Below are 25,364 nucleotides of genomic sequence, written 5' to 3'. Positions count from 1 at the left end.
AAATAGTATAACATTACATATAATAAAGTTCTAAAACGATACATTTTTATTTATTAAGTATGTGAAGTGTCCATTAATGTATATTTTTTATACAAATAAATTTGAAACTTTTAGCCAATACAAAAAAATTTGCCAAACGGAAAATTTATTTAACTTCAAAAGAAACAGAAACACTGCCCTCAAACATAATAAAATCAATATTTATCAATATTTTGCATAAACTAAAAAAAGAAAAATATATAGTTGGCACTTGCTTTGCTTAAAAACATTCCAGCAATATCGCTAACTACAACAAAAAGGGATCATGTCCACGATGAAAAAAAAATACAATGTTCGATCTCAGGTAACCCCCAAGATCGGCAAGACAATACTTAAATTAAGTACCCTTAGTTTAAGCATGATGTGTCTTACCATGGCACAAGCAGCAGAAACCGAACAAACAAGTAATGATGATAAACCAGCAAAAGTTGTGAAAGTTGCCGTTACAGGTTCTTCAATCAAAGGCGTTGCTGCTCAAAGTGCTTCACCAATTACTGTTGTAAAAGTTGATGAAATTTTAAAACAAGGGGTAACATCAACTGAAGAAGCCTTAGCCAAGATTAGTGCAAACCAATCAAACTTCGTAACTGCTAGCAATGTGGGCGCTAGTAAAACTGTGGGGTCAGCAGCAAACCTGAGAGCTTTGGGTGCTAACAAGACACTTATTTTGCTGAATGGTCGTAGATTAGCTGCTAATGCATACGATAGTGGTGTGACAAATTTAAATATTATTCCACTCGCCATGTTAGACCGTATTGAAGTTTTACGTGATGGCGCTTCTTCCATTTATGGAACAGATGCAATCGGTGGAGTTATCAACTTCATTACTAAAAAGCAGTTTACGGGTCTTAACCTAACCGCTGGATATCAAAAACCAGAAGAAAAAGGTGGAGATCAACAAGACTATAGCATTTTTGGCGGTTTTGGTGACTTAGAGGAAAATGGCTATAACGTTTTTGGGGTTGTCGATTACCGAAAAGGCGATGATGTCATGGCCCAAGACCGTAAAGTCAGTCGACGCGGAGGCATCTTACCTGAATTAGGTGTAAATAAAACCAGTAGTGGTTCATTCCCTGCCAATGTTCCAGGTTTAGGCAATCCTTATGCATCTATAGGTTGTAGTGATAATCCTTTAGTCAGTAGTCCTGATGGCAAAACTTGTAGATATAACAGCCAAGCGGTTATTGGAATTGTTCCAAAAACAGAAGACATTTCTGTAATGGGCCGTGCGACTTTTAAACTCAGCGATAATTTTAATGCAATTGCCGAATATTTATATGCAAGAAATGAGGTTACCACTTCAGTCGCACCAGACGTATTTTTTGATTTAAGCCTAGACCCTAACAGTAAATATTACCCAGGAAATGGGATAACTCCTGCCCTTGCTGGAGCATCGGGCCCTATCGATCTTTATTTACGTTCACAAGCTGGTAATCGTGTAAGTAATAGTATTAATCAATCACACCGGATATTTGCGGGTATTGAAGGTGAAACACATGGGTGGGATATCAATTCAGGGGTGACCTATGCACATAGCAGTGCCTCCGATGCAATCTTGAGTGGCTATTTAAACTATGACAAAACTCAAGAAGCTTTAAACAATGGCACCTTAAATCCATTCGGACCTCAGAACGCTGAAGATGCTGGTGTATGGGATCAACTCGGTGTTAAGGGTAAATATTTAAAAGCCAACCTAGACACAACCACAGTTGATTTCACTGCAAGTCGACCTATTTTCAAACTACCAGCAGGTGATGTTGGGTTTGCTGTTGGGGCAAGCTATCGTTATGAAGATTGGACTTCAAAGGTAGTTGCGGATGTTGCTCGACTAGCTCCTAGTACGGGTACTGATCCAGACGAACCAGAAAATAAAGGTGATCGTAATATCAAATCGATATTTACCGAATTTCATATTCCACTGCACAAAACTTTAGAAGCTCAAATTGCTGCTCGATATGATGACTACAATGACTTTGGTGATACGTTCAATCCAAAATTTGCACTTCGTTGGGAGCCGATTAAACAGTTAATGTTCCGTACCACTTATAGTACAGGTTTCAGAGCTCCTACACTTTGGGAGGTTAATGGCCCGAACTCAGTCACGAATACAGGTGCAACATATGACGACCCAGCACTTTGTCCTGGAGGAGTTGTACAACCTGGTGGTAAACAAGAACGCGACTGTAATATGCAGTTCAAACGCCAAAATGGTGGGAACAAAAATCTTAAACCAGAAGAGTCAACGTCTTTTACAGCGGGTTTAGTATTTGAACCTGTTAAAAATTTAGCCTTTACTCTTGATTACTTCAATATAGAAGTAGATAAACAAATTGCCACACTATCCGAAGCAGCTATATTTGCAGATCCTGTGAAATATGGAGACAAATTTGTACGTAATGCTGACGGTTCACTAAATTATATTATTACTACACAACAAAATTTAGGTGGTATTAAAACATCCGGTTTTGATGTGGGCTTAAGTTGGGTCTCTCCAATGACTGCTACAGGTCGCTTTGGTTTCAATATCGATGGCACATATGTAACAGATTACAAATATCAAGCAGAACCAGATGGTGACTGGAAAGGTGTTGCGGGATCATATAGCGGCTTAGATTATCAATCGATTATTTTGCGTTGGAAACATACCGCCAACCTGAACTGGAACTATGAGAACTGGGCTTTAAATCTACAACAAAACTTCTCACGTGGTTATCAAGATCAAAACGCGAATGATCAAAACCATAGAGTAAGTGACTATACAACCTACAATATTTCAGGGACGTACAAAGGCTTTAAAAACCTAGAGTTAACAGCAGGCATTAAAAATATATTTGATGAAGATCCACCTGCTTCTAACGTAATTGATAACTTCCAAATGGGATATGACCCACGTTACGCAGATCCTTTAGGACGTACTTACTTTGTACGAGGTACATATAAGTTCTAAATGGTTGTTCTGCAAATATAACCCTCAAAAAGTTAGTTTGCAGAACAAATACTCATTCTTAGCCAAACAGTCATTTAAAAAAATTGTTTGTCTACAGTTTCAGGAGTAACTATGGGCATGACTTTTACAGACATAGAAAATAAATCTGCCAAACGCCTTATTGGTATTGCCGCAGTACTTTTTCTGCATCTTCTTGTTGCCTATATTCTGATGTCAGGTTTAGCAAACAATATTCAAAAACCAGCAGAAAAACCTGTGGAATTACAAATTATTCAGGATATTAAGCCACCTCCTCCACCAAAACCGGAGGAGCCAAAACCTAAGGAAAAACCACCAGAGCCACCAAAAATGGTCGAAAAAGTTGCCAAGGTTCCTGAGCCACCTAAACAGGTTGAGAAAGTAGCGACACCAGTACAAAAAACCACTCCGGTAGCTCAGCCAACTAAAGTTGCGACTCCTGCTCCAGCCGCGCCGGCTGCACCTAGTGCACCATCGCCAAGTCCAGTTGCAGCACCTGCTCCAGCGGCAGCCGCACCAGCGCCTAAACCAGCTGGCGTGACTCGTGGCGTTTCAGAAGGTTCCGCAGGTTGTGAAAAACCGGAATATCCACGTGAAGCACTAATGAATGAAGAACAAGGTACGGTGCGCATACGTGTTTTAGTTGATACTTCCGGCAAAGTTATTGATGCCAAAGTGAAAAAGTCGAGTGGTAGCAAAACCTTAGATAAAGCGGCAACTAAAGCTTACAGCTTATGTACGTTCAAACCAGCAATGAAAGATGGCGTGCCTCAGCAGGACTGGTATGAAATTGAATATCCATTCGTAATTGAATAAACAATTGAATTAGTAAGAAATTAAAAATATTGGAGATAATATGATGAAAAAATCAACTCAACCACTCGTACGTTTCGCTTCTGCAAGTTTAATCGCAGCATGCTCATTGCTCCCATTAAGTACAGCTTTTGCAGAAGAAACGAGCAATACTCCTGTTGCAACCGCAACTACAGAAGCAACTTCAAACGCAAATACACCAACTCCACCTCCAAAGCCTGCAAGCAGTGAAACTGTTAAAAACCCTTATGGTCTGGAAGCTCTTTGGCGTGAAGGCGATTTAGTTGCTAAGTCTACCTTATTTATACTCGTACTGATGTCTATTGGTACGTGGTACATCATTGTCTCTAAATTCTTACAACAAGCAAAAGTAAAACGCCAAGGTAAAGAAGCCGAAAAAAGTTTTTGGGAAGCTACTTCTTTAGATAATGCCGCTGATGGTCTAGAACAAAGTAGTGCATATCGTTTTATTGCAGAAAAAGGCATTAACTCAACTAAGTCACACGGCGGTTCTTTACTGGAACGCATTGACTTCAATACTTGGGTGAGCATTTCAATACAACGTGCAATTGAGAAAGTACAAAACCATTTAGGTGGCGGTTTAGCCTTTTTAGCAACTGTAGGTTCTACGGCACCTTTCGTGGGCCTATTCGGAACAGTCTGGGGAATTTACCACGCGTTAACTGCAATCGGGATCTCAGGTCAGGCGTCTATTGATAAAGTTGCAGGACCTGTCGGTGAAGCTCTGATTATGACAGCTATTGGTCTTGCAGTCGCAGTACCGGCTGTACTTGGTTACAACTGGTTGACTCGTCGCAATAAAGCAGTAATGGAAAACGTCCGTTCGTTTGGTTCAGATTTACATGCAGTTTTATTAAGCGGTGAAATTAATACCAATAATTCAGTTAACCGCAGTATCAAATAATCAGGAGCAAACATTATGGGTATGAGTGTTGGTTCTGAAGATGATGACGAAATGATTGGAACAATTAACACGACGCCTCTAGTTGATGTCATGTTGGTTTTACTTATTATTTTTCTTATTACTATTCCGGTAGTTACTCATACAGTTCCGGTGAAACTGCCAGAAGAAAAAAATACGCCGTACGCAACTACACCTGAAAATATTCAACTTTCAGTAAATAAGAAAGGAGATATTTTCTGGAACGAAAGTTATGTACCTAATAAAGAAATATTGTTAGCAAAATTACAGGCTGTGGCACAAAAAAGACCGCAGCCGGAGGTACATATTCGAGGAGATCAGCTTACTCATTTTGAAGCGATAGATCAGGTCATTAGTACGACCAAACAAGCTGGTATTGGCAAAATTGCATTTGTTACTACCCCTCCAGCCTCCCCGTAATTACTTTAAGGAGAATCTTATGGGTATGAATGTCGGTTCAAATAATGATGACGATGTGATGTTAGAAGTCAACATGACACCTCTTATTGATGTCATGTTGGTACTCATTATCATGTTTATTATTACCATACCTGCACCAAACAACGCGATTAATATTAATTTGCCAAATGGCACACCACCACCAACAAATGAAAAGCCACCTGAAGTGATTGATGTAAGAATTGATGCAGCAGGCAAAGTATTTTGGAATAACCAAGCGGTTTCTGACCGCAAGGCACTAGAGACTTTATTTCAAGATGTTGTTGCTAAAAAAGATCAAGACCAGATCAAACTCAAACCAGACCAGATGGCTGAATATAAAAATGTAGCGATGGTTATGGCTACAGCACAGCGTTTAGGTGTCACTAAAATTGGAATTGTGAGCAGTAACTAATATTGCTTTTAATCTATTTAACTCTATTAACTCCTGCGCTAACTTGAATCTTCAGTTAGCGTTTTTTTGAAGCGAAATATTCAAGACTCAGCAATAGAATATACATTTGGTGCAACATAGTCCTTTTGAGATTCATCCAACGACAACTTTGCACATTGAATCCAATTCTCACGATTAAGATTTTTTAAATTAATCAATATCAAAACCTTTTAACTATAAGTCTGCACTTTATAAGCATAAAATATACCGAAAATAAAAAAGCCTCCGAAGAGGCTTTTTTTTATAACAGGTTAAAATTAGTCACCTGTATAACCTTTTAACTTTAAACGAGCAGCGTGTAATAACGGTTCAGTATAACCTGAAGGCTGTTCACAACCTTTAAAGATAAGGTCAGAAGCTGCTTGGAAAGCAATATTTGTTTCAAAGTTAGCTGCCATTGGTTTATACAATGGGTCATTCGCATTTTGCTCATCAACAATTTTTGCCATGCGTTTAAGCACTTCTTCAACTTGTTCACGAGTCACGATACCGTGACGTAACCAGTTCGCAACGTGTTGAGAAGAAATACGTAATGTTGCACGGTCTTCCATTAAGCCCACGTTGTTAATATCAGGAACTTTCGAACAACCTACACCTAAGTCAACCCAACGAACAACATAACCTAAAATACCTTGGCAATTGTTTTCAAGTTCATTGTTGATCTCTTCCGCTGACCAGTTTGTATCAGGTGCAAATGGAGGTGTTAATAGGTCATCTAATGACAACATTTCTTCAGCTTTTAACTGATCTTGACGCGCTTTTACATTTACTTGATGGTAATGCATCGCATGAAGTACAGCACCAGTTGGTGATGGAACCCAAGCACATGAAGCACCAGCATTTGGATGAGCAGCTTTAGTTGCCAACATATCTTTCATGCTATCTGGTTTTGGCCACATACCTTTACCAATCTGCGCTTTACCTTGTAAACCACATTTCAAGCCAATTGCAACGTTACGGTTTTCGTAAGCAGCAATCCATTTTTGTGTTTTAACCGCTTCTTTACGAACAACTGGTGCAGCTTCCATAGAAGTATGGATTTCATCACCTGTACGGTCCATGAAACCAGTGTTAATAAAGATAGTGCGATCTTTAGCAGCAGCAATACAGTTTTTCAAGTTTACAGATGTACGGCGTTCTTCATCCATAATACCGATTTTTAAAGATTTCGCTGGTAAACCTAGCGCTTGCTCAGCGCGTTCAAATAATTCAACAGCAAAAGCAACTTCTTCTGGACCATGCATTTTTGGCTTAACAATATACATAGACCCTTTACGAGAGTTTTTATTTTCGTTTGTACTACGGATATCTGCAACTGATAACAATGGAGTTACCAATGCATCCATAATACCTTCAAAAATTTCTTCACCATCTACTAAAATCGCAGGGTTCGTCATTAAGTGACCTACGTTACGAAGTAACATAAGTGAACGACCATGAAGTTTTGTTATTCCACCAATTAAGTTTTTAATTTCGCGGTCTTTGCTTAACGCACGAACAATTGTTTTACCATTCTTTTCGATAGATTCTTGAAGTGTACCCTTCATTAAACCTAACCAGTTACGGTAACCTTCAACTTTTTCTTCTGCATCTACAGCTGCAACTGAATCTTCAAGATCTTGAATCGTTGTAACCGCAGCTTCAAGTGTTAAATCTTTAACACCTGCTAAATCAGTTTGACCAATTGGGCTATTCGCATCAATTTCAATAATGACATGTAAACCATTACTTAAAAGTACAACTTCTGAAGGATTTGCCTCTTCACCATTGAAACCAACAAATTGAGCTTCATGAGCTAAACCTGTTTTAGTACCATCTTTCAAAGTTACAACAAGTTTATTTTGCTCAATTGCATATTTAGTTGCATCTGCATGTGAGCCTTGTGCAAGTGGAAAAACTTCATTTAAGAAATTCTTAGCGAATTCAATTACCTTAGCACCGCGTACAGGGTTATATCCTTTCCCTTTTTCAGCACCGCCTTCTTCAGAAATTACATCGAAGCCGTAAAGTGCATCGTACAAAGAACCCCAACGTGCGTTTGCTGCATTTAAGCAATAACGTGCATTACGTACAGGCACTACTAACTGCGGACCTGCCAATAATGCAATTTCTTCGTCTACGTTTTCAGTTGTGATCTGGAAATCTTCAACTTCTGGTAATAAATAACCAATTTCAGTTAAAAACGCTTTATAAGCACCTAATTCAAATTTGTTATTACGGTGCCATTCATCAATTTTTGCTTGTAATTCATCACGCTTAGCCAATAATGCTTTATTTTTTGGGCTAAGATCGACAACAACTTGCTCAAAGTTCTTCCAGTAAGTTTCACTATCTAAACCAGAACCTGGTAAAGCTTCATTTTCGATAAAATCGTAAAGTTCTTTAGCAATCGCTAACTTGCCTTTTTGAATACGTGCAGTCATTGTCTTTCCTGAAGTTGCTACTTTTTATACCAAGAGAAACCTAGTATACCGATTTAAATTAAGCTGAATACTAATATCACATTCCTAAATAGTAAGCATTTTCCCTTGCAAAACTATTGACAAAGATAAATTTTTCTATATAGGAAAATATTAAAATTCTAACTAGGTTTCCCAACAATTTATTCAATATTAAAAGATACTGAAACTAGACTTCTTGTTAACATACAAAAAGTTTCACTATCTTATTTTTTCTAAAGCGTATTTAGTTATATCAAACTTTGCACAATGAAAAAGTATTATTTAGCTAAATTTATCTATTTTTATTGTAAAAAAAGCGCCCTATTTAGAGCGCTCTTTTATATCTCATTTTTTAAGAAGTTTTAGTCGCATCAATATGACGATGCTCAGAATGCAAATACTCATCTGATTGCATTTCTAACAAACGAGAACGAGTACGTTCAATTTCAAAAGCCAATTTCTCGCCTTGATAGATATCAATAATGCTGTCTTGAGAAGTTAAAAGTAACTTCACGCCACGATCATAAAATTCATCGACTAGATAAATAAAACGACGTGTACCTTCTGACAAGAAGTCAGTTAAGTGCGGAACATTACTCACCAGAACAGTATTATAGATATTGGCAATTTCAATAAAGTCTGCAGGACTACGCGGCTTTAAACAAAGTTCAGAGAACTCACACCATAAAACATCTTCTGTGTGACCTAGCGTTTCAACAACACGGTTATTGATCACAATCGGTTCATGAGAATTCGTTTGAGTATGAGTTAAAGCTGTATAACGCTCTGAGATCCAGTTTTGAGCTTCATTGCCCAGTGGTGATTTAAACAATTGAGCTTGTTTTAAAACACGTAAACGGTAATCCACACCTGCATCTACATTTAAAACGACACAGTTCTTTTTAACCATTTCAATTGTAGGAATAAATCGATCACGGTGAATCCCATTTTTATACAAACCGTCTGGTGCAATGTTTGAAGTTGCAATGAGCGTCACACCGCGAACAAATAACTTCTGGAATAAATCACTCAAGATCATTGCATCTGTTACGTTTGAAACGAAGAACTCATCGAAACAAATAACAACAGCATCTTTATAGATTTGATCAGCCACGATATCGAGTGGATTACGTTGGCCAGAAAGTTTATTTAATTCTTTATGAACGTGTTGCATAAAGTGGTGGAAATGCATACGTGTTTTACGGCGAAACGGCACAGATTCGTAAAATTGATCCATAAGCCAAGTTTTGCCACGCCCTACACCGCCCCACATATATACACCCTTTGGTGAGGTTTGACGACGGAAACGACGGAAAGCTTTTTTAGAGGCCTTATAACGATTTAAAAGTTCTTTCCATACACGATCTAATTCTTGCACTGCCTGTGCTTGTGCTTCATCTGCCATGAATTGGCCTGAAGCCAATGCCTCAGCATAGCGTTCTGCTGGGGAAGAAGGGGTAAATGCAGTACTATGAGAAGATTTTAAATTTAACATATCATTTTATTTCAATTTTAACTGAAGAGAGTATAGCGAACATTTTGTCCGACCACATTAGCTTTTAGCATCAAGAGTTATGCTCAGTAAAACTCCTTTCCATATTGCCGAGGGCTCTGCCCAAACCATCTTTTAAATGCATGATTAAAAGCTGCAGGTTCAGAATAGCCAAGCGATTCAGCAATAACCTCTATTGAATATTCTTTATATTCCATAAGTTTAAGCGCCTTATTCTTAATAATCTGTTCACGAATTTGTTTATAACTCGTATTAAGCTGCTGCAATTGATGCCTTAATGTCCTTTCAGGCATTTTTAAAGCAAAAGCGGTTTCCGCCATGCTCGGGATAATTCCTTGTTGTAGCTCTAGATAATCTTGCACATATTGAATAATGGGTGGTATTTGATGATCTTGCTCATTTAATCGTTTTATTTCTTTAATACATTTAGCTTCATAGATACGATGAGTAATGATATCTGCCGAAGGAATTTTTATTTCAAGCACGTTCTTACTTAGGCTAAATGCTGCATGTGTAGAATTAAAATGCAGATCATCTCCATAATATGAGAAATATTGAGCAACGGTATCTGTATTATTTGGTTTAGGAAACGGTACATCTATACGCATATGAGGCATGGTTAAGCCCATCATGGTATAAATATCCTGAATAAACTTATAGGTCCCCGAAATTTCACATTGGGCACGAAGTAAACCGTTTTCTGTTTTTAAATCGACAGGTAAATAGTTCAAAATAATATGATTTTCAGTTTCTTGTAAGCTCAAAGTACCAAATAAATGAGTAAGTTTTTGATATTTTATGCCTTTTTCTAAGGCGGTTTGTATATCTTGACTTGTTACAAGTAGCATTAACAAAGGGCCATAACCTGCTAATGCATAGTGCTGCCCAATGAATAATCCTTTTTCAGGATCAACATTTTCACTAATAATTTGTTGAATATCCCATTCTAAACTGTCATGAATTGTTGAACTGGGGTCCAAGGAATCTACTTTAATACCGATATCTGCCAAACGTGAGTCGACATCAATGCCCGCATTGCGCATTCCTTGAATTAAATAGATTAAACCAAGTGCCGATCGTTTCATTCTTCAATCAATTTCTCTAGACTGAAATGTTTTACTATAAAGAAGTAATAAAATTAATTGCCGAATCTATCAATTTTCACGTCGATACAATCATGTTTAAACTGATCAAAAAACGTTAGGCTTGCCTACAATCCTCTTTACAGCATATGCAGGGTTTACAATGCTCAGTGCAAAACAAAACGCTATTCAAAAAACTAAAATCGCAATTATTGGTGCTGGATTCGGTGGCCTTGCAATGGCTATTCGTCTATTACAGAATCAACAAACAGATTTTCTTATTTTAGAAAAATCTAATGATGTTGGTGGAACATGGCGAGAAAATCGATATCCGGGAGCTGCATGTGACGTCCAGTCACATATGTATTCTTTATCTTTTGCACCTAAAACTGACTGGTCAAAACGTTATGCGGCAGCACCGGAAATTTTTGATTATATTCAAGATGTAACCAAAAAATATCAAATTAAAAACTACTGTAAATTTAATCATGAAGTTAATCATGTTCAGTATGATGAAACGCGCCATGTATGGACGTTAGACTTTACAAACCAACCTTCTCTCGAAGCACAATTTGTAGTATTTGCCTCTGGCCCCTTACATATTCCACAAATCCCTCATATTCGTGGCATCGAAAAGTTTAAAGGTAAAGTCTTTCACTCCTCACAATGGGAACATGACTATGACTTAAACGGAAAGTCAGTCGCATCTATTGGTACAGGTGGTAGCGCAATTCAATATATTCCTGAAATAGCTAAAGATGTTAAACAACTATATGTCTTTCAAAGAACAGCCGCATGGGTTATTCCACGAGATGAACGTAAATACTCCAGTTTGAGTAAAACTCTATTTAAAACATCTAATCTTTACAGAAAAATTCATCGCAGCCGCCTTTATTGGAGTAACGAATCACGTGTTGTTCCTATAGTTCAGCCGCAAATTATGAAATATGGGCAAAAATTAGCTGAGGCTTTTATACGTTTCCAAGTCAAAGATAAAGAATTAGCTAAGAAACTCACACCAGACTTTGTGATGGGTTGTAAACGCATTCTTATTTCAAATAAATACTTCCCGACATTTAACCGTAAAAATGTTGAATTAGTGACGGATGGTATTCAAGAAATTAAAGAGCACAGCATTATCACAAAAGATGGAAAAGAAAGACCTATTGATTGTCTGATTTATGGAACTGGCTTTATTACAGATCCACGCATTTACTTAAAACACTTTACTTGTGTTGGTCTTAATCAAATTGAATTAAAACAGGCTTGGAAAGATGGTGCAGAAAGTTATTATGGCATTATGACCAAGAATTTTCCTAACCTATTCCAACTCGTCGGACCAAATACTGTTTTAGGTCATAACTCAGTTATTTTTATGATCGAGTCACAAGTTAATTATATTTTACAACTGATTGAACTTGTCGATAAATCTGGTCAACATGCGATAGAAATTAAACCGGAAGTCCAAGATAGCTTCAATGAAAGAATACAGAAACAACTTCAAGGTACTGTATGGCAAGCAGGTGGCTGTAATAGTTGGTATCAGGCTGCCGATGGGAAGAACTTCTCTTTATGGCCAACTTATACTTGGAAATATTGGTTAGAAACCCGTAAAGTGAATCCCAAAGATTATTTGCTATTAAATAAATGCTCTAAGAGCTATGCAGCATAATATGTTCGATACATAATAGATGGGTTGATAACAATCTATCTATTATTATATGCAATCTGTTAGCCTCATTATTCAAATTTTTCTTGTATTAGCTTTTGGTTATTTTCTAGGTCCTAAACTTTCATTAAATATTCGGCAGTTTATTTTTAAAATTCTGCCTTATTTCTCTTATATTTTATTAGCAAGTGTCGCTTTAGAATTAACACTTGCACTTGATCAAATTGAAAATCCTTCTACTATACTCCCACCTGCTCTATTAATTGCACTTACCACCTCTCTCGGTTCTTTTTTTACTTGTTTAATTGCCTATACAATATTTGATAAAGAAAGCGTTAAAGGAAAAATTTCACTTCAGCTTTTTATAAATGCTCTAAAAAATATTGCCAAGGCATTTCTAGCTTTAACTGTCGGCGTAATTTTAGGTGTTCTTTTTACTCGGCTAAATATCCATATTCCATTTAATAGCTGGTATTTACTCTTACTTTTTATTTTTTTAATCGGAATCGAACTTGCCTTTACTCATTTCAACCGTACATGGTTAAGCTGGAAAATTCTTATTGTACCTTTGGCTGCCTTTATAGGTTCATGCATAGCTGGTTTTCTCAACTATTTCTTACTAGGCAATCATTTTACACTTAATGAAATGCTGGCTCTAGCCCAAGGCTATGGTTGGTATTCAATGTCAGGTATTTTATTTACACAATTACATTCAGCTGAGTTAGGTGGAATAGCCTTACTTACAGACCTATTTAGAGAAATAGTGGCAATATTGCTGATGTACACAATGGGATGGCGTTTTCCACGTCCAGCAATTTCAAGCGCTGGCGCTACCTCGATGGATGTAACATTAGCTATGGTAAAACAGTCATGTGGCACACATTATGTACCACATGCCATGATGAGTGGCTTACTTCTAAGCCTGCTCGCTCCACTTTTAATTACTGTGTTTTTAAACTTTTAAGCAATTGAAGCAAGAATTGATTTCAACATTTGAGTTGGATCTTCTGCTTTAGTAATCGGGCGACCAATAACTAAATGAGTAGAACCATCAAGCATTGCTTGTTTTGGAGTTACAATACGTTTTTGGTCATCTGCATTGCTACCCTCTGGACGTATTCCAGGAGTAACTAAAGAGAAATCTTGCCCAATTAATTCACGGAGTATTTTAGCTTCTTGAGCAGAACAAACTACACCATCTAAACCACTATCTTTAGTCAGTTTAGCTAATCTTTTAACTTGCTCTACAGGTTCAATATCTAACCCAATATCTTTTAAGTCTTCACGACCCATTGAAGTTAAAACTGTTACTGCAATTAACTGAGTTTGATAATTACCGGCCTTTAAACGCTCTACACAGGTCTCCATCATTTTACGACCACCTGATGCATGTACGTTCACCATCCATACACCCAAATCTGCCGCAGCACATACAGCTTGAGCAGTTGTATTAGGAATATCATGGAATTTTAAATCTAGGAAAACTTCGAAATTCTCTTCTTGAAGTTTTTTTACAACAGATGGGCCTTCATGAGTAAAAAGCTCTTTACCTACTTTTACGCGACATAACGTAGGATCAAGTTGTTCAACAATTTTTAAAGCGTCATATTGGCTTTTAGCATCCAACGCAACAATGATACTCAAGAGACTTTCTTCCATCATATAAAATCAGGGCTATTATAATAGACAAGTCAGCTACTAATAAAGAAATCTATTGAGACAAGTTTTTGAATAAGGAAATATTGATTTTAAATTTGATAAATAATGAGGAAATATAGGAAGCAAAATACTACTCTTTATACCTAGATAAAGAGTAGTACCAAGAATAATTATAACGGCGTAGAGTTTTTATCTTGGGGATAAATATCTACCACAGTTTTTTCATGTCTTACATTTGCAGCTGCTTCTGCTGCTGCCAATTGAGCACTTTGAATTTGTTCTTTTCTCAAATGATCAATATCTTTTCTAAGGCGCTTAATTTCCCAACCTTTTTGAAAAACGCGGAAAACTTGTACACCCAATAAAAGTCCAACTACAATTCCAAGCGCCAAGGTAAGCAGCAATAATAAACCTAAACGCATTGCAGGAACTTGAGTAAATAATAAATCAACAGGAAGTTCTGTTGGGTTCTGCAAAACAAGTGCTAAAGAATAGCCAAATACAATAATGAGTAATGCAATTAGAATATAACGCATAGGCACCCCACTTATGAGTTTTATTTATTTTCCAGATTCATTCACTGCATCACGGAGTGCTTTACCTGGTTTAAAATGTGGAACAGCCTTCGCTGCAACATCTACTGACTTACCTGTTTTTGGGTTGCGACCAACTCTAGGTTCACGGTGGTGTAAAGCAAAGCTACCAAAACCACGGATTTCAATACGATTGTCAGTCGAAAGTGCTTCGATCATTTGATCAATCATGATTTTAACCGCTTCTTCCACTAATGGTTCAGCCAAATGTGGATTCTTTAGCGCAATGCGTTCAATCAAATCAGACTTATTAAGAGCTTCAGTAGTCATCTACGACCTCGTTATTTATTACTACTCTAAGTCGTTTGATAATAACCTGTTTAAATACAAAACGGTAGCGCAGTATGTTGAATACTACGCTACCGTTTACAGTAATTTGTATAAAAAGTACAATTTCGTTACATGAAACAGTACTTTGTTACCTTATTACTTCATTTGTGCTTTGATCAAGTCACCAATAGTCTTAGGACCATTTTCTTGAGAAGCTGATGCTGTACGTAAGTTAGCAACTGCTTCTTTCTCTTCAGCTTCGTCTTTCGCTTTGATAGACAAGTTGATAGAGCGAGATTTACGATCAACGTTGATGATTTTCGCTTCAACTTCTTGACCAACTTCTAAGAATTTAGTCGCATCTTCAACGCGGTCACGGTTGATTTCAGAAGCTTTAAGAGTAGCTTCTACTTCGTCAGCTAACTTAACAGTTGCGCCACGAGCATCAACTGCAGTCACAGTACCTTTAACTAAAGCACCACGTTCGTTAGCAGCTAAGAAATCATTGAACGGATCGCTGTTCAATTGCTTGATACCAAGGCTGATACGGTTACCTTCAGCGTCTACAGACAAGATAACTGCTTCAACAGTGTCACCTTTCTTGTAACGACGGATAGCTTCTTCGCCTTGCTCGTTCCAAGAAATATCAGACAAGTGAACTAGACCGTCGATACCGCCATTTAAACCAATGAAGATACCAAAGTCAGTGATAGACTTGATTGTGCCTGAAACTTTTTCGCCTTTCTCATGAGACTTAGCAAACTCTTCCCATGGGTTAGCACGAGTTTGTTTGATACCAAGGCTGATACGACGACGTTCTTCGTCAACTTCAAGAACCATAACATCAACTTCGTCACCGATCTGAACAACTTTAGATGGGTGGATGTTTTTGTTAGTGTGGTCCATTTCAGAAACGTGTACTAAACCTTCAACGCCTTCAGCGATTTCAGCAAAACAACCGTAGTCAGTTAAGTTAGTAACACGTGCTTTAACGATAGAACCTTTAGGGTAACGGCTCATGATCGCTAACCATGGATCTTCGCCTAATTGTTTAAGGCCTAAAGATACGCGGTTACGCTCACGGTCAAATTTAAGTACTTTAACAGTAACTTCTTGACCAACTTCAACAACTTCTGAAGGGTGCTTGATACGCTTCCAAGCCATATCTGTGATATGAAGAAGACCATCAATACCGCCAAGATCAACGAATGCACCGTAATCAGTAAGGTTCTTGATAGTACCTGTAACTGTTTGACCTTCTTCAAGTTGAGCAAGTAATGCTTCACGGTCAGCAGAAGATTCAGCTTCCATAACAGCACGACGAGATACAACAACGTTGTTACGTTTAGCATCAAGTTTGATTACTTTAAACTCTAACTCTTTACCTTCAAGGTGAGTAGTGTCACGGATAGGACGAGTGTCAACTAATGAACCTGGTAAGAACGCACGAACAGGACCGATGTCAACAGTGAAACCGCCTTTAACTTTACCAGAGATAACACCAGTAACGATTTCGCCATCTTCAAAGATTTTTTCAAGTTTAGTCCAAGTTTCAGCACGTTTAGCTTTTTCACGTGATAAAACTGTTTGACCCATACCGTTGTCAAGAGCTTCAACAACTACGTCAACAGTATCGCCAACCTGAACTTCAAGTTCACGTTGTTCATTTAAAAATTCAGCACGATCAACAATGCCTTCTGATTTAAGGCCAGTGTCAACAGTAACCCAGTCGCTATCGATGTTTACAACAACACCTTGGATGACTGCACCCTTTTCAACGTTGAGGTTTAATTCACTTTCTTCAAAGAGGGCTGCAAAAGATTCGGTCATGATATACCTGATAAATTCAGCGGTCTTGGATCAGACAAGGCCGGTTTAGTTAAGTATCAACATAGTCTTTATAGACTGATCAAGCTATGCGTCAACTGATAATCTTAGTTGCTAACAGTACGGCTATTGACATAATCAACCATTAACTTAAATACTTGATCGATCGTTAATTCCGAACTATCAATAATATAAGCATCTGCGGCTGGCTTGAGAGGAGCAACTTCTCGCTCCATATCTCTTTTGTCACGCGCTTGTATATTAGCTAAAATGTCGTTTATTTTAGCATCTAGCCCCATGCCCTGCAACTGTTTTACTCTTCGCTCAGCACGAGACTCAGCCGAAGCTGTTAGGTAAATTTTTGCATTGGCTTCCGGGAAAATTGATGTTGCCATATCTCGGCCATCTGCAACTAAACCTGGAGTTTGTGCAAATGCTCTTTGACGATCAAAGAGTGCTTGTCTTAGCTCAGGGATTGCAGCAACTTTAGATGCATATTCACCAACTCGCTCTGTGCGAATGGTTTGCGATACATCTTCTCCATCAAGGAAAACCAATGTTCCCTCTGCTGAAGTTTCAAACTTGATATTAAGCTGACGAGCATAGTTCACACACTCATCTAAATGGCTATCTAATTTTTCCAATAAATCATGTTTATGTAATGACAACCCTAACAAACGATACAAGGCGCCAGAGTCAAGTAAATGAAATTGATAATATGCAGCAAGTTTTGCCGCTAATGTTCCTTTACCCGAACCACTCGGACCATCAATAGTAATAATTTGAACTGTCATTGAACTCTCACTAAGAAGCAAATGCTTTAGCTAATCTCGAAAAGCCTAGTGTAATCGCTAGTTTTAGCTGTGCAAGAATTAATTTACTTACAACGGGGGCTTTTGCCGTTAATTCGATACGATAAGTAACCAAAGTAATATAAGGAGTAATTTCAGAAAACTCGATACGACCTAAATGGTGTTTAACTAAAGGATTATCAATCAATTTATATTCAATACGCTTGTTTTCTTCGAGATGAGTGATTTCTTCTTTAAGCGGTTTAATCGCACCAAACCCCATACGACGAACAGAACCAACTCCATCTGGTCTTTCAGGATCTGCCGAGTCTTTCACACGCACAACTTGTAGTGGAGCAAATGCCTTGTTGTAAGTTGCATGTTTAGAAAGCAGGTTAAATACATCACTAAGAGGAGCATTAAATTCTTTTTGTATAGTAATTACATTACGCATGAAAGTTCCTTATTTAAATAAATCATGTCAATGAAGCGGCGCTAGTTTGCCATAACCCTATGACATTTTTTAATCATTTAAGGACGTTTTTTGTTGCTTCTCTTGTTTCTTTTGTTCACGTCGTTGCTTAAAAAAAAGACTTAATTGTTGAGCACATTTTTCATGTAAACATCCATGCTCAAAAGTAAATTTATGGTTGTAATAACCATTTTCTAATAGTTGACGTGCACTCACGAGTGAACCAGCTTTAGGCTCTGTTGTCCCAAATACAACGTGTTTAATCCTTGCATGCACTAAAGCACCTACACACATTGTGCAGGGTTCAAGCGTAACATACAAAGTCGCATCTTCGGGTAAACGATAATTTTTCAATGACTCACAAGCCGAACGAATAGCTTGGATTTCCGCATGGGCAGTAGGATCAGATAAACCAATTGGAGCATTAAAACCAGCTCCAATTAATTTATTTTGACTTACGATTACAGCTCCAACAGGAATTTCCCCCTGCTTGGCTGCCAATTCAGCTTGCTCGTAAGCAAGCTGCATCCAGTACTCATCACTAAATTTAGACATTTGTTTATTATGAAACTACGCCATATTGTCTAAGTAATGCATTCCAGCTATCAATAGTCGTTATTGGCGGATCATCAGCCAAAATACCTCTTAATGTAAGGTCTTCACAAGCTTTCCATTCTGGTGATAAATCTTTATCAACTAAGCGAGCACGTACACCTTCCACAAAATCAGGGTGACGAATTTTCCATTCAGAGATTTGCGCTTCTAGATCAAAAACTTCGTCCCAAGAATGTACTTGTTTACCCCATTGCCATAACAACCAAGTAATAGCCGCTGTGCTCGGTGAACCCTTTTGCAAGTTTTCACTGGCTTGCCGCAACCAATCACTGCTTGCATCACGTAAGCTTACGATGGCTTGATAGTCTTGTTCAAAACTTGAACCACGACAAACGCTATGAATAACATCTAATGAGTTTTGCAAAGGTCCAGCTGCCACAGGACGATGCAAACTATTTAAAGTATCGTCAATCGCACGGAAATCACCTGCAGGATAGTGAGCCCAATTAATATTGAGTACTTTTTGCAGAACATTATCACGTTGTGCTTCACAGATATGTGTCGCCCAACCAATACTATATGCCCCAGCAGCCGTCATAATAGAACCTGTCAAACCAGTAAATAAACCAATTTGACCACGGTCAGCAAGGAAACGGCTTGCTCCAACATCCGGATACAGACCAATGTTAATTTCAGGCATTGCTAAACGTGAGTATGGCGTAACTAAACGGAATGGTGCTGCCATGAACAAGCCTAACCCGCCCCCCATTACATAACCTTCGCCCCATACAACAACTGGTTTAGCATAGTTATGCAAAAGTAAATCCAAAGCATATTCTTGCTGGAAAAACTTATTTGCTGCTTCTACTTCTTGATTAATGACCAGCTGACGTAATTTGCGAACATCTCCGCCTGCACAAAAAGCTTTTGGCGTTGTCGAATCCAACCAAATTGCTTTTACTCGCTCATCATCACGGAAGTCTTCAAATACTCGTAATAAAGCCGTTACGATTGATTCATCTAAAGCATGTAATGATTTAGGTCGATTCAAACGTACGATACGCCAACCATTTTTCGCTTCTTCTACTACCAAATCCGGATGATAGCTATTTACATTGGGAGAGTTCATCATGCGTCCAATTGCCAGTCTATGGGCTCAATGCCATGTTGTTTCAAATATTGATTTGTTTTTGAAAACACTTTACATCCAAAGAAACCACCACGATTAGCCGCAAGTGGTGATGGATGTGCAGCAGTTAAAACTAAGTGTTTTTCTCTATTTATACGTTGTCCTTTACGTTGTGCATAAGCACCCCATAAAATAAAAACTATGTGTTCGCGTTGTTCATTTAAAACATCAATTACTGCGTCAGTAAACTCTTCCCAACCTTGTTTTTGATGTGATGTGGGCTGTCCTGCTTCTACAGTAAGTACACTGTTTAATAAAAGTACACCTTGCTCGGCCCATTTGGTTAAATCACCATGGCGTGAAACTGGTACACCTAAATCTGTATTTAACTCATGAAAAATATTACGCAAAGATGGAGGTAATGCAACACCTCTTTGCACAGAGAAACTTAAGCCATTTGCCTGATTAGGTCCATGATATGGATCTTGACCTAAAATAACGACTTTCACATGGTCTAACGGCGTAATATTTAAAGCACTAAAAATTTGTTTACTTGGTGGATATATTGTTTTTTGAGCCTGCTTCTGCTGAAACAGAAAGTCTCGCAAACTATCCATATAAGGACTCAGCAAAAATGGAGTTAATGATCTTTTCCAGCTTTCTTCTAATTGAACTTTACTGAGTTTGTCTTGCTGTTGCTCAGTTAATTGCATTAATGTCATCCTAGATCAATTTTCATTTCTAAAACAAAAGTAAGTTAACTTACACTTCTACTTGTAAGTTAACATGTGGATTCTGAAACTTAATCCCTTGTTTTAAATTTTCATACATTTGTGGATCAGTCCATTCAGATTGAACTTGTTCTGAAAAAACAATTCCTTCAAGGTTTAATAACCCCATTTGTTCATTTTGAATATCTTCAAGGAAACTTTGGGCATACCCCGTATCGGTTTCATGAACAATCACTGAATAAACTTCAACATCGCCTTCCCCGTTTTGGGTGACGGTTGATTTTAATACTTGCTGAGCTAGATAGAAGAAGATACGAGAAAATTGCTCGGCTGATGGCGACACTGGTAAAGAAATCCAACGTGCACTAAAAGTTTTACAAGCATCGATATATTGCGGATCATCTTTTTCCCAGAAACAAATCGCATGATCAAAACTATCAAAAAGGTCCTTAATGACACCTTTTAATAGTCCAAAATCATATACCATTTGTCCATGATCTAATTTCGAAGCTTTAAGTAATAACTCGACTTTATAACTATGCCCATGAATCGATCGCTTACAACGATCCGATGTACAGTTACGTACTATATGTGCATTTTCAAACTTAAATAACTTACGAATTAACATGTGCCAAATCGATCATTCCTTCTAAGAACATTATTATAAAGCAAAAGATAAAAACTTCGCACCACTTTTCAAATAGAAACAATTAGCAAAAAGTATGATAAGAGATGTGAAGGAATTTTGAAGATATTGATTTTTACTTTAAATACTGTCTATACAGAAATATGACCCCATCCCTTTTATTAATAAGTTTCAAGTATTACAGACTCAAAAAAAATATCAATAAATTTATTTAGTTAAATGGAGCCAAACTTCTTGAATAGACATATACTTGCTTATCTTTTCGCATTAAAGCACTAGTAAACTGACGCTTCCTATTATTTAGAACAACTTCAATTTGAGCTTGAAAGAAGTTGGATTTAACATCAATAAGACCACTTGCCTGCTTTTTCTTTTGGCTATCAACCGCTGAAAAAGCACTCAATTGCCATAATTCATCAACATTTTGGAAGAACTTCAAATTTTGCTGTCGTACCTGCAATTCTTTTTCGATCGCCCCAACATCTAATTTTTCATCAATACTTGCTAAAACCAATGGTGAAGCAGTATTAATATTTAACTTTGTATTTTCTGGTAAAGCAGAAATATATGGGGCGATCAGATCATATTTTTTCCCATCAAAGCCTCTAACTAGTTTTAACTCTTCAATACGATGAAATTTAGCATTTGAAGCCATATAGCTTGGATCTAAACCTTGATAATAACTACTTTCTGCTCCCATTGGTCCAGCCGGTTCATCATTTGGATCTTGCCAATCAATCACAGCTTGACTTAACTCAGCAGGTAAACCCACTCTTACGAGCAAACGCTCGAACCAACTTTTAGCGTCTTCATTTACGGCACCTTCCCCGTTGGTCAAATTATTTAAATTAAATTTACCCGATTCATCAAGTAAACGCCCAGAGACAGAACCATCTTCTACTGGAAACGGCGGCATAGGTTGAGCCCATGTCTCCTTTAAATGATCCACTCCACCTGCATTATTTGCATCTTGAATTAATAATTCCGAGAAAAATGCTTCTGCACTTTTCGCATAGAGTAGAGACTGATTTTGACGCATTAAGTAAGCCGTATTTTCCATAGTATTATTTTGATGCTTAGCAATTGAAGCAGCTAAAATTGTAGCTAAGGCGACCATAATGAGTATTGTCAGTAAAGCAACACCCCGTTGGTGTTTATAAGTAGCCATTATGAACCACCTTGCTGAGAAAGGGCCAAGTTGCCTTGATTTAAGCTATAGATCCATTCATAACTTACTCCCGCTACTGTAAGTTGGATTTTTATTCCTTTCGGTAATTTTTTTAACTCGTTAGGCTTTGTTGGATCAATATTAACCTCGGGCCATTTTGTTACCTCTTGCGGAGTCAAAACCATAATTTGGTATTGATCAACTTGACTTAACAAGGTACTCGATAAAGGCTGCTCCCTATTCGAAGTATTTAAATTGGTATATTTAAGACGATATAGTTTTTTTTGTTCCGCATCATAACGATACTCAATTCGTTCAAACGGTGAGAGCCCTTGTTTTAAAGGATCAGTTACCCCTGCTTTGCTAAAACGCAAAATTTGATTATCGATTTCTAAAGCTGGATGAAGTTGTCCACCCTGATTTGCCGATAGAGGAATAATTTGCAAAGTATCACGAAGGATTTGTTGATAAGCGTCTTGTAACTCAAATAAATGCACTTCATGTACAGCGTTGCGATCACGAACCTTGAGTAGATAATCGAAAATTTTCCACCCTACTAAAGATAAAACCGCAAAGATAGCTATAGCAACCAACAACTCAACCAACGTAAATCCTGAGGCGCGAGTTAATCGAACACTGCTCGATCGCGCCGCAAGACGAGAAACCATGTTTCGAGTGTGAGGGTCTTTAAAGCTACACTTTGTCTGAGCGCAAAACGAAGAGCTATGCTCTGAATAGCCAGTCGACACAACTCCTGATCGTGCCGCAAGATGCGCAGCTGTGCTACGATAGTGAAAATATTTATTTTTTATCATTATTTTGCTTTCACTGGATAATTAAAAAAGACCATATGAGTAATACCGTTTTGTACTTTTCCCTTATCCGGATCATATAAGCTAATTTGTACATCAATTTTTTGAACATTAGGGCTAACAGTCGATTCAGCTGATTTATCAATCTGCCAAGTCTCACCTTGAGAGGTTACTTGCTTACTTTGAGTACCCTGCAACCACTCTTGATTAATCTCCATCATAGCAATTTCATTCATTGCCACAAATTGAGCTTTGGTTCGTAAAATCGCATTAGAGGTAGACTGAGTGTACTGCATAGCCACTTTAGTTAAAGCGACAGCTGCTACAGCAAAGATTGCCAAAGCAACCATAACTTCTAAGAGGGTAAAGCCTTTAGATTTCATTTATTTTACCCAAGTGATCTATTTGTATTTCCGAACCAATCGGTTTTTGTTCTAGATAAAATTGTATTTTAACGGTCTTGGCTTCACCATTACCAAACCAGATGAGTTGAGGTGTTTTTTCCCCCACTAAATCGGTATTTTTAGCCTTAGAATAATTCTGGCCATCCAAGGGTTCTACAGAAAAAGACACATGCGTAGGAAGTTGCCGTGTTTTAAATTCAGTGTATTTCTGCCATTGGTTTTTTATATCTTGTACTTGCAAGGTACTTTGATCGTGATATTCATATAATTCATAAGAAAATGGTGAGACATCTGTCTCACCATGAGTTTCTAAAGCTAATACACGTGATTGATCTAGTGATTCTTTATTAATTTTTTGCAAATCAAGTAGAAATAACTCTCTTGCCTGCATTGCCTTCTTTTGGTCTATACCACCGATATTCAAGACAACAAGTGAGGTCATAATTGTCATAATCACAATGACCACCATCACTTCTATAAGAGTAAAGCCTTTTTGTGATTGAAATGATTTCGATTTCATATCGACCTATTAAGCATATTGCTCAACTGCTTGTTTCGGTAAGGCCAATGCCTGATCAATATAAGCTACTCTTAAAGTATCTCTTGAACCCAAATAACGTTGGTAAAAACTTGAATTCAGAATTGCAGCAGCCCCATGAGTGAGCGACCAGATTGAAGCTAAGTAATCTCGTGTAGTCATATGACTCTGGATTGACTCTAAATAATGATCAGTCATACGAATAATAATACGTAGGCGCTGCTTTCTCACTTGATAGAGTTCATTAAAAAGATGGTGTACACCTTGAGCAGTAATCGAAAGCTTTTCTTCAATTTGATGAAACAATACTGTTCGTTCCGGATGGTGCAAATGGTGCAACATAAAGAAAGCCAAATGTTCTGGAAAAGCCTTTTCAGTGTCTTGGACCATTTCAAGTAACATGCGCTCATTACGAATAATTAACAGCATGTACAATTCATCTTTGCTTTGAAAATGTTTGTACAAGGTGCCTTTTGCCAAATCAAGCTCAGCAGCCAGCACATCAAGTGTCATTCCGGCTTCGCCATTTTCTAACAACAACTGTTCCGCAACTTGAAATATTAATGCTTCTCTTGCTCGGAACTGAGCTTGACGGTCCATCTTCACGCAATTACTCTCTTTATATAGTTTCTATAAGTTAAATCGCTTTGAGTAAATTTTCGAAATTTTGCGAGGTGATTCTTGCAATTTCCTCAATCGATTTATCATATACATCACTAAGTGCTTTCGCTACATAGGGTACGTATTTTGGTTCATTTGTTTTACCACGATATGGCACTGGAGCCAAATAAGGACTATCTGTTTCAATTAAGAGTCGATCTAAAGGTACTTGCTTGGCAACATCACGTAAATCTTGAGCATTTTTAAATGAAACAATCCCTGAAAAGGAAATATAGTAACCACAGTCCAATACGGCTTTTGCTGTTTCCCAGTCTTCAGTAAAACAATGCAAAATACCATGCGAAGATTGTTCAGCTCGAATAATATCCACCGTATCATGTTTTGCTGAACGTGTATGAACAACTACTGGCTTTTTGACATTTTTAGAGGCTTGAATATGCCGAGCAAAACAAGCCTTTTGCTCATTAATAAAGTCAGTACTGTGGTAATAATCTAAACCTGTTTCGCCTAAAGCCCACACTTTTTCTGATTGAGCTAACTCAGTCAAATACTCAGTCGTTGCTCGAGCCATAGTATCTACATCCTCACAAGGATGCACACCCACCGTATACCCAACATCTTCATGACGCTTTGCGATTTCAGCTAAAGCAACATGATCATCAAGGTCAACTGAAATTGCCATAAACTTAGAGACACCTTCTGCTCGTGCAGCAGCAAGTGCAAGATCTAAATCACCGTTATAAGGCGTTAAATCTAACATTGTTAAATGGCAATGGGTATCAACAAACACT

26 protein-coding genes and 1 pseudogene are annotated in these 25,364 nt (G+C 37.7%); 7 read left to right on the top strand and 20 right to left on the bottom strand.

The features are described 5' to 3' along the window. Positions 1-313: 313 nt before the first annotated feature. The 5 genes from ACH63V_RS06160 to ACH63V_RS06140 all read left to right on the top strand — a co-directional run bounded on the left by ACH63V_RS06160 (position 314) and on the right by ACH63V_RS06140 (position 5,613). Complete coding sequence (locus tag ACH63V_RS06160; protein WP_396462998.1) at positions 314-2,986, top strand: TonB-dependent receptor; 2,673 nt, start codon at positions 314-316, stop codon at positions 2,984-2,986. A 111-nt stretch (positions 2,987-3,097) separates the two neighbouring features. Further along, the gene (locus ACH63V_RS06155) at positions 3,098-3,820 is read left to right on the top strand and encodes an energy transducer TonB (RefSeq protein ID WP_151683013.1); all 723 of its coding nucleotides are present in this window, start codon (positions 3,098-3,100) and stop codon (positions 3,818-3,820) included. Between the two features lie 40 nt (positions 3,821-3,860). After that, the gene (locus ACH63V_RS06150; protein WP_151789521.1) at positions 3,861-4,742 is read left to right on the top strand and encodes a MotA/TolQ/ExbB proton channel family protein; all 882 of its coding nucleotides are present in this window, start codon (positions 3,861-3,863) and stop codon (positions 4,740-4,742) included. Between the two features lie 15 nt (positions 4,743-4,757). Continuing rightward, positions 4,758-5,180, top strand: a complete 423-nt coding sequence (locus tag ACH63V_RS06145; RefSeq protein WP_000525862.1) for a biopolymer transporter ExbD — start codon at positions 4,758-4,760, stop codon at positions 5,178-5,180. Between the two features lie 19 nt (positions 5,181-5,199). Next, positions 5,200-5,613, top strand: a complete 414-nt coding sequence (locus ACH63V_RS06140) for an ExbD/TolR family protein (protein ID WP_396462997.1) — start codon at positions 5,200-5,202, stop codon at positions 5,611-5,613. Between the two features lie 83 nt (positions 5,614-5,696). On the opposite strand, the pseudogene ACH63V_RS06135 reads toward ACH63V_RS06140, so the two are convergent. The 4 genes and pseudogenes from ACH63V_RS06135 to ACH63V_RS06120 form a co-directional block, all read right to left on the bottom strand. Continuing rightward, positions 5,697-5,810 (bottom strand): annotated as a pseudogene (locus ACH63V_RS06135) (GNAT family N-acetyltransferase); the annotation flags it as partial. A gap of 99 nt (positions 5,811-5,909) precedes the next feature. After that, on the bottom strand, positions 5,910-8,075 hold the full coding sequence (locus ACH63V_RS06130) for a malate synthase G (protein WP_396462996.1): 2,166 nt from the start codon (positions 8,073-8,075) through the stop codon (positions 5,910-5,912). Between the two features lie 370 nt (positions 8,076-8,445). Continuing rightward, positions 8,446-9,588 (bottom strand): cell division protein ZapE, encoded by a 1,143-nt coding sequence (gene zapE, locus ACH63V_RS06125; RefSeq protein ID WP_151789524.1) that lies wholly within the window; start codon positions 9,586-9,588, stop codon positions 8,446-8,448. An 83-nt stretch (positions 9,589-9,671) separates the two neighbouring features. After that, positions 9,672-10,691, bottom strand: a complete 1,020-nt coding sequence (locus ACH63V_RS06120) for an AraC family transcriptional regulator (protein WP_215903663.1) — start codon at positions 10,689-10,691, stop codon at positions 9,672-9,674. Between the two features lie 121 nt (positions 10,692-10,812). Here ACH63V_RS06120 and ACH63V_RS06115 point away from each other — a divergent pair, with 121 nt between their 5' ends. Both ACH63V_RS06115 and ACH63V_RS06110 read left to right on the top strand, forming a co-directional pair. Then, entirely contained in the window at positions 10,813-12,360 is a 1,548-nt protein-coding gene (locus ACH63V_RS06115; protein ID WP_396462995.1) for a flavin-containing monooxygenase, read from the top strand. A 49-nt stretch (positions 12,361-12,409) separates the two neighbouring features. After that, positions 12,410-13,321, top strand: a complete 912-nt coding sequence (locus tag ACH63V_RS06110; protein ID WP_396462994.1) for a lysine exporter LysO family protein — start codon at positions 12,410-12,412, stop codon at positions 13,319-13,321. Here the strand turns inward: ACH63V_RS06110 and pyrF are convergent. From pyrF to ACH63V_RS06030, 16 genes are all read right to left on the bottom strand, one after another. Continuing rightward, positions 13,318-14,016, bottom strand: coding sequence for an orotidine-5'-phosphate decarboxylase (gene pyrF, locus ACH63V_RS06105; protein WP_263614967.1), 699 nt, complete (start codon positions 14,014-14,016; stop codon positions 13,318-13,320). The genes ACH63V_RS06110 and pyrF overlap by 4 nt on opposite strands. 170 nt (positions 14,017-14,186) lie before the next feature. Beyond that, a complete protein-coding gene (locus tag ACH63V_RS06100; protein ID WP_263613598.1) occupies positions 14,187-14,552 on the bottom strand; it encodes a lipopolysaccharide assembly protein LapA domain-containing protein in 366 nt (121 codons plus the stop codon). 24 nt (positions 14,553-14,576) lie between these two features. Then, positions 14,577-14,879: an integration host factor subunit beta gene (locus ACH63V_RS06095; protein ID WP_002050043.1), complete on the bottom strand. Its 303-nt coding sequence runs from the start codon at positions 14,877-14,879 to the stop codon at positions 14,577-14,579. Between the two features lie 156 nt (positions 14,880-15,035). After that, positions 15,036-16,709 (bottom strand): 30S ribosomal protein S1, encoded by a 1,674-nt coding sequence (rpsA, locus tag ACH63V_RS06090; protein WP_002050239.1) that lies wholly within the window; start codon positions 16,707-16,709, stop codon positions 15,036-15,038. Between the two features lie 104 nt (positions 16,710-16,813). Next, a complete protein-coding gene (gene cmk / locus ACH63V_RS06085) occupies positions 16,814-17,500 on the bottom strand; it encodes a (d)CMP kinase (RefSeq protein WP_284083715.1) in 687 nt (228 codons plus the stop codon). Between the two features lie 10 nt (positions 17,501-17,510). Then, the gene (locus tag ACH63V_RS06080; RefSeq protein ID WP_032047936.1) at positions 17,511-17,951 is read right to left on the bottom strand and encodes an SRPBCC family protein; all 441 of its coding nucleotides are present in this window, start codon (positions 17,949-17,951) and stop codon (positions 17,511-17,513) included. A 69-nt stretch (positions 17,952-18,020) separates the two neighbouring features. Continuing rightward, a complete protein-coding gene (gene tadA / locus ACH63V_RS06075; protein WP_396462993.1) occupies positions 18,021-18,524 on the bottom strand; it encodes a tRNA adenosine(34) deaminase TadA in 504 nt (167 codons plus the stop codon). Between the two features lie 7 nt (positions 18,525-18,531). Continuing rightward, the gene (locus tag ACH63V_RS06070; RefSeq protein WP_151739649.1) at positions 18,532-19,656 is read right to left on the bottom strand and encodes an enoyl-CoA hydratase/isomerase family protein; all 1,125 of its coding nucleotides are present in this window, start codon (positions 19,654-19,656) and stop codon (positions 18,532-18,534) included. Then, positions 19,653-20,366 carry a uracil-DNA glycosylase gene (gene ung / locus ACH63V_RS06065; protein ID WP_263613595.1) on the bottom strand — a complete coding sequence of 238 codons (714 nt, stop codon included), beginning with the start codon at positions 20,364-20,366 and terminating at the stop codon, positions 19,653-19,655. The genes ACH63V_RS06070 and ung overlap by 4 nt, the downstream gene beginning before the upstream one ends. 49 nt (positions 20,367-20,415) lie before the next feature. After that, entirely contained in the window at positions 20,416-21,012 is a 597-nt protein-coding gene (locus ACH63V_RS06060; protein WP_263613594.1) for a 6-carboxytetrahydropterin synthase, read from the bottom strand. Between the two features lie 229 nt (positions 21,013-21,241). Next, on the bottom strand, positions 21,242-22,198 hold the full coding sequence (gspK, locus tag ACH63V_RS06055) for a type II secretion system minor pseudopilin GspK (protein WP_311071329.1): 957 nt from the start codon (positions 22,196-22,198) through the stop codon (positions 21,242-21,244). Next, positions 22,198-23,013, bottom strand: coding sequence for a type II secretion system minor pseudopilin GspJ (gspJ, locus tag ACH63V_RS06050; protein ID WP_396462992.1), 816 nt, complete (start codon positions 23,011-23,013; stop codon positions 22,198-22,200). Before gspJ ends, gspK begins: the two co-directional genes overlap by 1 nt. Beyond that, positions 23,013-23,393 (bottom strand): type II secretion system minor pseudopilin GspI, encoded by a 381-nt coding sequence (gspI, locus tag ACH63V_RS06045; RefSeq protein ID WP_019458993.1) that lies wholly within the window; start codon positions 23,391-23,393, stop codon positions 23,013-23,015. Before gspI ends, gspJ begins: the two co-directional genes overlap by 1 nt. Next, positions 23,383-23,934, bottom strand: coding sequence for a type II secretion system protein (locus ACH63V_RS06040; RefSeq protein ID WP_263613592.1), 552 nt, complete (start codon positions 23,932-23,934; stop codon positions 23,383-23,385). The genes gspI and ACH63V_RS06040 overlap by 11 nt, the downstream gene beginning before the upstream one ends. A 9-nt stretch (positions 23,935-23,943) precedes the next feature. After that, a complete protein-coding gene (locus ACH63V_RS06035) occupies positions 23,944-24,552 on the bottom strand; it encodes a TetR/AcrR family transcriptional regulator (RefSeq protein WP_000375838.1) in 609 nt (202 codons plus the stop codon). Between the two features lie 37 nt (positions 24,553-24,589). Then, positions 24,590-25,363: a TatD family hydrolase gene (locus ACH63V_RS06030; protein WP_311087771.1), complete on the bottom strand. Its 774-nt coding sequence runs from the start codon at positions 25,361-25,363 to the stop codon at positions 24,590-24,592. Position 25,364 lies beyond the last annotated feature (1 nt).

The organism is Acinetobacter sp. ABJ-A23_2, assembly GCF_044538765.1.
In the GTDB taxonomy this organism is placed as follows: domain Bacteria; phylum Pseudomonadota; class Gammaproteobacteria; order Pseudomonadales; family Moraxellaceae; genus Acinetobacter; species Acinetobacter nosocomialis_A.
This window is presented reverse-complemented; position numbering and strand designations above follow the sequence as displayed.

Excerpts from the sequence above, each read along its gene's own strand:
- ACH63V_RS06130 (WP_396462996.1), bottom strand. The coding sequence starts at position 8,075 with ATGACTGCACGTATTCAAAAAGGCAAGTTAGCGATTGCTAAAGAACTT.
- ACH63V_RS06150 (WP_151789521.1), top strand. The coding sequence starts at position 3,861 with ATGATGAAAAAATCAACTCAACCACTCGTACGTTTCGCTTCTGCAAGT.
- cmk (WP_284083715.1), bottom strand. The coding sequence starts at position 17,500 with ATGACAGTTCAAATTATTACTATTGATGGTCCGAGTGGTTCGGGTAAA.
- gspI (WP_019458993.1), bottom strand. The coding sequence starts at position 23,393 with ATGAAATCTAAAGGCTTTACCCTCTTAGAAGTTATGGTTGCTTTGGCA.
- ACH63V_RS06095 (WP_002050043.1), bottom strand. The coding sequence starts at position 14,879 with ATGACTACTGAAGCTCTTAATAAGTCTGATTTGATTGAACGCATTGCG.
- ung (WP_263613595.1), bottom strand. The coding sequence starts at position 20,366 with ATGCAATTAACTGAGCAACAGCAAGACAAACTCAGTAAAGTTCAATTA.
- zapE (WP_151789524.1), bottom strand. The coding sequence starts at position 9,588 with ATGTTAAATTTAAAATCTTCTCATAGTACTGCATTTACCCCTTCTTCC.
- gspJ (WP_396462992.1), bottom strand. The coding sequence starts at position 23,013 with ATGATAAAAAATAAATATTTTCACTATCGTAGCACAGCTGCGCATCTT.
- ACH63V_RS06060 (WP_263613594.1), bottom strand. The coding sequence starts at position 21,012 with ATGTTAATTCGTAAGTTATTTAAGTTTGAAAATGCACATATAGTACGT.
- rpsA (WP_002050239.1), bottom strand. The coding sequence starts at position 16,709 with ATGACCGAATCTTTTGCAGCCCTCTTTGAAGAAAGTGAATTAAACCTC.
- tadA (WP_396462993.1), bottom strand. The coding sequence starts at position 18,524 with ATGTCTAAATTTAGTGATGAGTACTGGATGCAGCTTGCTTACGAGCAA.
- ACH63V_RS06080 (WP_032047936.1), bottom strand. The coding sequence starts at position 17,951 with ATGCGTAATGTAATTACTATACAAAAAGAATTTAATGCTCCTCTTAGT.
- pyrF (WP_263614967.1), bottom strand. The coding sequence starts at position 14,016 with ATGGAAGAAAGTCTCTTGAGTATCATTGTTGCGTTGGATGCTAAAAGC.
- ACH63V_RS06155 (WP_151683013.1), top strand. The coding sequence starts at position 3,098 with ATGGGCATGACTTTTACAGACATAGAAAATAAATCTGCCAAACGCCTT.
- ACH63V_RS06110 (WP_396462994.1), top strand. The coding sequence starts at position 12,410 with ATGCAATCTGTTAGCCTCATTATTCAAATTTTTCTTGTATTAGCTTTT.
- gspK (WP_311071329.1), bottom strand. The coding sequence starts at position 22,198 with ATGGCTACTTATAAACACCAACGGGGTGTTGCTTTACTGACAATACTC.
- ACH63V_RS06035 (WP_000375838.1), bottom strand. The coding sequence starts at position 24,552 with ATGGACCGTCAAGCTCAGTTCCGAGCAAGAGAAGCATTAATATTTCAA.
- ACH63V_RS06140 (WP_396462997.1), top strand. The coding sequence starts at position 5,200 with ATGGGTATGAATGTCGGTTCAAATAATGATGACGATGTGATGTTAGAA.
- ACH63V_RS06160 (WP_396462998.1), top strand. The coding sequence starts at position 314 with ATGAAAAAAAAATACAATGTTCGATCTCAGGTAACCCCCAAGATCGGC.
- ACH63V_RS06040 (WP_263613592.1), bottom strand. The coding sequence starts at position 23,934 with ATGAAATCGAAATCATTTCAATCACAAAAAGGCTTTACTCTTATAGAA.
- ACH63V_RS06145 (WP_000525862.1), top strand. The coding sequence starts at position 4,758 with ATGGGTATGAGTGTTGGTTCTGAAGATGATGACGAAATGATTGGAACA.
- ACH63V_RS06120 (WP_215903663.1), bottom strand. The coding sequence starts at position 10,691 with ATGAAACGATCGGCACTTGGTTTAATCTATTTAATTCAAGGAATGCGC.
- ACH63V_RS06100 (WP_263613598.1), bottom strand. The coding sequence starts at position 14,552 with ATGCGTTATATTCTAATTGCATTACTCATTATTGTATTTGGCTATTCT.
- ACH63V_RS06070 (WP_151739649.1), bottom strand. The coding sequence starts at position 19,656 with ATGATGAACTCTCCCAATGTAAATAGCTATCATCCGGATTTGGTAGTA.